Here is a 6,024-nt window from a genome sequence, read left to right on the forward strand (position 1 = left end):
TGCCCGCGCCCTGGGCCGGCTCGGACGGTGGCCGCAGGCGCTGGCCGTCCACCGGGAGATCGCCGACGCGCGGGCGCGGGCACTGGGCGGCGACCACCCCGACACCCTCGAAGCGCGCTACGAGGTCGGCCTGGGCCTCGGCCGGCTCGGCCGCGCCGCGGAGGCGCTGGCCCTCTACCGGGAGCTGACGGACGCCCACACCCGGACCGAGGGGGCCGGGGCGCCGCGGACGCTGCGCGCCCGGCACGGCCTGGGCGTCACCCTCGGCCGGCTGGGCCGCTGGGCGGAGGCGTTGGAGGAGGCGCGGACGGTGGCGGGGCTGCGGGCGTCCGTGCTGGGCGCGGAGCACCCCGACACGCTGGTCAGCCGCCGCGAGACGGCGGTGGCGCTGTGCTGGCTGGACCGCTGGGCCGAGGCGCTGGAGATCCACCGTGAGGTCGCCGCGGCGCGGGAGCGGGTCCTGGGCGCGGCCCACCGCGACACCCTGGCCAGCCGCGGCGACCAGGCCCAGGCCCTCGACCGTCTCGGCCGTACCGCCGAGGCCACCGCCCTCCAGCGCCGTATCGCCGACCTGCGGCGCGAACGCGCCGGGACGTGGGGCCGGGGCACGGCGTGAGGCGCCGTCAGGGGAAGTACGACTCCAGGGTGCCGCGGCGCCGCACGTCGAGCGTCGCGCAGTGGAACGAGCCGCCGAACGGCGCGTAGTGGAGCAGATCGCAGGGGATCGGCTCGAACCCCCACCTCTCCAGCGCGCGCAGCATGCCGGTGTGGTGCCGCTCCGCGATCACCCGCTTCTCGTCGACCATGAGCACATTCATGTTGAGCCACTTGCCGCACATCGACGTCAGCCTGAGCAGCCGGCCGTCGAGCGGGTCGGGTTCGGGGGCGGTCAGGACGTCCCACGAGCGCAGGACGCCGGGCAGCCGGCCGATGTCGATGTACTCGGGGTTGACCAGGACCTTGCCGGGCGCGAGCGGCAGGAACGTCGTGTCGATGTGCATGGGCGCGGGGCAGCGGCTCTCGATCTCGTGGACGCGGTAGCCCGGCCCGAGATGGCGGCGCAGCCAGTCGATGCCCATGCGGTTGGTGACATTGCTCGGGGTGACGAACAGATCGCGTCCGGCGCGCACGAAGTCCGCCGCGTCGAAGACCGGCTCGAACTCGGTGAGGATGCGGCGCACCGGCTCGCCGGGCCCGGGAGGACGGAAGTCCGCCTCGAACAGCGCGTCGGTGAGCTGCGGTTTGGGCGCCGCCGTCCACCGCGCGCCGCGCCGGAAGTAGTCCTTGAGGAGCGCGCGGTAGGAGTGGGTCTCGAAGTAGCGGCACGGCCAGGCCATCGGCGTCTCGATGATCTCGTCGCCGATCACCATCAGGCAGTCGCGCGGGCAGGTGTTGCAGAAGCCGCGGGACGACCAGTCGGGGGTGCCGAAGCCCCGGCGGTGGTCGACCGCGTCCGGGCGGGTGACGGTGACCCCGAGGGACCGCAGCAGGGCGACGAACCGGTCGAGTTCCCGCTGCGCGGGTTCGACCAGTGCGCGGGGGTAGCGGCATCCGGCGGCGAGTGTGTGCAACCGTGCCGCGCCCGCGGGCAGGTTGCAGGTGACGACCGGATGGTCCGAGGGGATGGTGGCGCCGTCGAGACGCCCGACGATGATCTCCTCCAGCGGGTCCCACTCGGTGTGCGAGTTGACCACCGGGACGAGGGGCGCGGTGGCGTCGTCCGTCGTGGCCGGGGGTGCGGGCATCGCGCTCGTCCTCCGTGGTGCGCGGTGGGTGCGCCGGGCGCCGTACGGTCGCGGAGGTGGGTACGGCGCCCGGCGCGGTCAGCGGGCCGCGACGCGGTAGAGCACCGTGGCGTGCGGCGGGACGTCCCGGGCCGTGATGTCCCCGCTGCTGCGGACGGTGCGGCCGGTGGCCAGGTCCCGCAGCCGGTACGACCGCGCGTGCGGCAGGCCGGCGGCGGCCGCGGTGGTGGTCAGGGTGCGGGGCGTGTTCCCGGAGTTGAACAGCGCCACCGCCCGGTCCCCGTTCGCCAGCCGCTTCGACAGCACCGCCGTGTCCCGGTCGCGGTGGACCAGGCGCCCCTGGAGACCGAGCCGGTCCTGGTCGACGGCGATGATCTCCCGGTTGCCGAGGACGCGGAGAGCCGCGGGGGGCAGGCGGGTGAGGTCGGTGCTGGAGATCAGGGGGGCGGCCATCACCGCCCACAGCGCCATCTGGCTGTGGATCTCGTCGGGGGTCAGCCCCGAGTCCCCGGCGAGCAGGAAGTCCGGGTCGTTCCAGCGGCCGGGGCGCTGGAGGTGCGCCAGCCGCGCGTTGTAGTCGAAGTTGTAGACGATCGAGGACCACTTGGCGGCCGGGGCGTGCTTCTCCACCGCGATGTCACGGCCCTCGCGCCAGAGGTTGCCGACCTCGGCGCTCCAGCCGATGACGCGGTGCCAGACACTGTCCCCGTCGTACTGGAAGTAGGCCGGGGCGGAGACGGAGAACGTGATGGGGCGGCCGGTGGCGCGCAGCGCCTCGCTCATCTCCCGGTAGGCGCGGTGGTAGGTCTGCTCCTTGGTGAGGCCCGGCGCGGTCGGCAGGTTGCAGCCGTCGATCTTGACGTAGTCGACCTTCCAGCGCGCGAACTGCGCGGCGTCCTGCCGGTAGTGGCCGAGGCTGCCGGGGTACTTCTCGCAGGTCGCGGTGCCGGTGTCCTCGTAGATGCCGAACTTCAGCCCCATCCGGTGGAGTGCGCGGCCGATGTACGCCATCCCGTGCGGGAACTTCACGGGGTCGGGCACCAGCGCGCCGTCCCGGTCGCGCTGCTTGGTCATCCAGCAGTCGTCGACGGTGACGGTGTCGTAGCCCTTCGCCGCGAGACCGGTGCGCACCAGCGCCCTGGCGTTGGCCAGCACCGTCTTCTCGCTGACGTCGCACATGTAGTACGACCAGTTGTTCCAGCCCATGGGCGGCCTCTTGGCGAGGTCGGGGTACGTACCGGACGGCTGCCGGGCGACGGCGGCGGCCGGGACTGCCGGTGGTCCCGAGGCGTCCGCCGGGCCGGTGGCCGCGAGCAGTCCGGCCGTACAGGCGGCGACCGCGGTGAGGGCCGCGGCGGTACGGCCGGTACGGGGGGCCGGGGAAACCGGGGGAAGGGGCACGGATCACCTCGGGGGGAAGGGAGGGCGGCGGCGCACGGCCGGACGCTAGGAGCCCGCCCCTCACCCGTCAAGACGACCTACCGCCCCACCGGAAGGATTCACCCGTGCGCGTGATTCCCCGCCCCGAAAGAGTACTGACGGAGCGTCAGAAACCTCTTCCCTGATGCGGCGCGCTACGGCATCCTGCGCCCATGCAGACGGAGTTGAGCACCCGGCTCGGCGTCGCGCACGCCGTCTTCGGCTTCACCCCCTTCCCGGCGGTCGCCGCCGCCCTCACCCGCGCCGGCGGACTCGGCGTCCTCGGCGCGGTCCGCTACACCGCCCCCGGCGAACTGGAACGCGACCTCGACTGGATGGAACGCCACACCGACGGGCTGCCCTACGGACTCGACGTGGTGATGCCCGCCCGCTCCGTCCAGGGAGCCGACGCCGCGGACATCGAGGCGATGATCCCCGGGGAACACCGCCGCTTCGTCGACGACCTGCTCGACCGGTACGGCGTCCCCCCGCTCCCCGAGGGCGAGGCGCCCGGCTGGCGGATCACCGGCTGGATGGAGAAGACCGCCCGCGCCCAGCTCGACGTCGCCCTCGACCGCCCCCTCGCCCTGCTCGCCAACGCCCTCGGCCCCCCGCCCCCCGACATCGTCCGCCGCGCCCACGACCGGGGCATCCCCGTCGCGGCGCTGGCCGGAACCCCCCGCCACGCCCTGCGCCACAAGGAGGCCGGCATCGACATCGTCGTCGCCCAGGGCTACGAGGCCGGCGGCCACACCGGGGAGATCGCCACCATGGTGCTCACTCCCGAGGTCGTCGCCGCCGTCGACCCGCTGCCGGTGCTCGCGGCCGGCGGCATCGGCACCGGCGAGCAGGTCGCCGCCGCGCTCGCCCTCGGCGCCCAGGGCGTCTGGCTCGGCTCGGTCTGGCTCACCACCGAGGAGGCCGCCCTGCACTCCCGGCGCCTGACCGCCAAACTGCTCGCCGCCGGCCCCGGCGACACCGTCCGCTCCCGCGCGCTGACCGGCAAGCCCGCCCGCCAGCTGCGCACCGCCTGGACCGACGCCTGGGACGACCCCGAGGGGCCCGGCGCGCTCCCCATGCCGCTCCAGGGCCTCCTCGTCGCCGAGGCCAACTCCCGTATCCAGAAGTACGAGGTCGAGCCGCTGCTCGGCACCCCCGTCGGCCAGATCGTCGGCCGGATGACCAGCGAACGCAGCGTCCAGGCCGTCCTCGACGACCTCACCCGCGGCTTCGAACGCGCCGTCGACCGCGTCCGGCACATCGCCGGACGCCCCTGACCGCACGCGCCCCGGCACCGCCGGACCGAGGAGGAGCCCATGACCGACCCCGCGTCACCACCCCGCGGATTCTGGGCGCAGGCCGCCGCCGACCCCGACCGCACCGTCCTCACCGCCCCCGACGGCACCGGCTGGACCGCGGGCCGGCTGCTCGCCGACTGCAACCGGCTCGTCCACGGGCTGCGCGCGGCCGGCCTGCGGCACGGCGACGCCCTCGCCGTCGTCCTCCCCAACGGCCCCGAGTTCTTCACCGCCCACCTCGCCGCCACCCAGGCCGGCCTCTACCTCGTCCCCGTCAACCACCATCTCACCGGCCCGGAGACCGCCTGGATCGTCGCCGACTCCGGCGCCAGGGCACTGATCACCCACGAGCGGTTCGCGGACCCCGCCCGCCACGCCGCCGACGCGGCCGGACTGCCCGCCGCCCGCCGCTACGCCGTCGGCGACGCCGAGGGCTTCCGTCCCTACCGCGAACTCCTCGAAGGGCAACCGGAGTCCGCGCCCGGGGACCGCACCCAGGGCCAGGTCATGAACTACACCTCCGGCACCACCGGCCGCCCCCGCGGCGTCCGCCGCCCGCTGGCCGGACGGCCGCCCGAGGACACACCCCTCGGCGGCTTCCTGGGCATCTTCGGCATCCGGCCGTACGACGGCAATGTGCATCTGGTGTGCTCACCCCTTTACCACACCGCCGTCCTCCAGTTCGCCTCCGCCTCCCTGCACCTGGGGCACCGCCTGGTGGTCATGGACCGCTGGACGCCCGAGGAGATGCTGCGCCTGATCGAGACCCACCGCTGTACCCACACGCACATGGTCCCCACCCAGTTCCACCGGCTGCTCGCCCTCCCCGAAGAGGTCCGCGGCGCCTACGACGTGACGTCGATGCGGCACGCCCTCCACGGCGCCGCGCCCTGCCCCCACCACGTCAAACGCGCCATGATCGACTGGTGGGGTCACTGCGTGGAGGAGTACTACGCGGCCAGCGAGGGCGGGGGCACCTTCGCCACCGCCGACGACTGGCTCCGCAGGCCGGGCACCGTCGGCAGGGCCTGGCCCATCAGCGAGATCGCCGTCCTCGACGACCACGGCGACCGCCTGCCGCCCGGCGAGGTCGGCACCGTCCACCTGCGGATGACCACCGGCGCCTTCCGCTACCACAGGGACGAGGACAAGACCCGCCGCAGCCGCGTCGGCGACTTCTTCACCGTCGGCGACCTCGGTCACCTCGACGAGGACGGCTACCTCTTCCTCCACGACCGCAGGACCGACCTGATCATCTCCGGCGGCGTCAACATCTACCCCGCCGAGATCGAGTCCGTCCTCCTCGCCCACCCCGCCGTCGCCGACGCCGCCGTCCTCGGCGTCCCGCACCACGACCGGGGCCAGGAGGTCAAGGCGGTCGTCGAACCCGCCGAGGGCCACCCGCCGGGACCCCCGCTCGCCGCAGCGCTCCTCGCACACTGCGCCCGGCACCTCGCCGGCTACAAACGCCCCCGCTCCGTCGACTTCGTCCCGTCCCTGCCCCGCGACCCCAACGGCAAGCTCTACAAGCGGCGGCTGCGCGCACGCTACGGGGAGGGCCG

Annotated in this window: 5 protein-coding genes; 3 read left to right on the top strand and 2 right to left on the bottom strand. The window is 74.3% G+C overall.

Features of this window, described 5'->3' with window-relative positions; translation table 11 throughout:
• Positions 1-616 (top strand): tetratricopeptide repeat protein (locus AC51EU_RS25875; RefSeq protein ID WP_496269490.1); only part of this gene is annotated, 616 nt, incomplete at its 5' end.
• Between the two features lie 7 nt (positions 617-623).
• Here AC51EU_RS25875 and AC51EU_RS25880 read toward each other — a convergent pair.
• Together AC51EU_RS25880 and AC51EU_RS25885 are read right to left on the bottom strand one after the other, a co-directional pair.
• Positions 624-1,745: an amidinotransferase gene (locus AC51EU_RS25880; protein WP_496269491.1), complete on the bottom strand. Its 1,122-nt coding sequence runs from the start codon at positions 1,743-1,745 to the stop codon at positions 624-626.
• Between the two features lie 78 nt (positions 1,746-1,823).
• Positions 1,824-3,146: a glycoside hydrolase family 27 protein gene (locus AC51EU_RS25885; RefSeq protein ID WP_496269492.1), complete on the bottom strand. Its 1,323-nt coding sequence runs from the start codon at positions 3,144-3,146 to the stop codon at positions 1,824-1,826.
• 191 nt (positions 3,147-3,337) lie between these two features.
• Between AC51EU_RS25885 and AC51EU_RS25890 the strand changes: the two genes are divergently transcribed.
• The gene (locus tag AC51EU_RS25890) at positions 3,338-4,441 is read left to right on the top strand and encodes an NAD(P)H-dependent flavin oxidoreductase (protein WP_496269493.1); all 1,104 of its coding nucleotides are present in this window, start codon (positions 3,338-3,340) and stop codon (positions 4,439-4,441) included.
• A gap of 39 nt (positions 4,442-4,480) precedes the next feature.
• Positions 4,481-6,024 (top strand): acyl-CoA synthetase (locus AC51EU_RS25895; protein ID WP_496269494.1); only part of this gene is annotated, 1,544 nt, incomplete at its 3' end.

The organism is Candidatus Streptomyces philanthi (assembly GCF_059553635.1).

What these genes read in the sequence shown, in the direction of transcription:
- AC51EU_RS25890 (WP_496269493.1), top strand. Translation starts at nt 3,338, where the DNA reads ATGCAGACGGAGTTGAGCACCCGGCTCGGCGTCGCGCACGCCGTCTTC.
- AC51EU_RS25880 (WP_496269491.1), bottom strand. Translation starts at nt 1,745, where the DNA reads ATGCCCGCACCCCCGGCCACGACGGACGACGCCACCGCGCCCCTCGTC.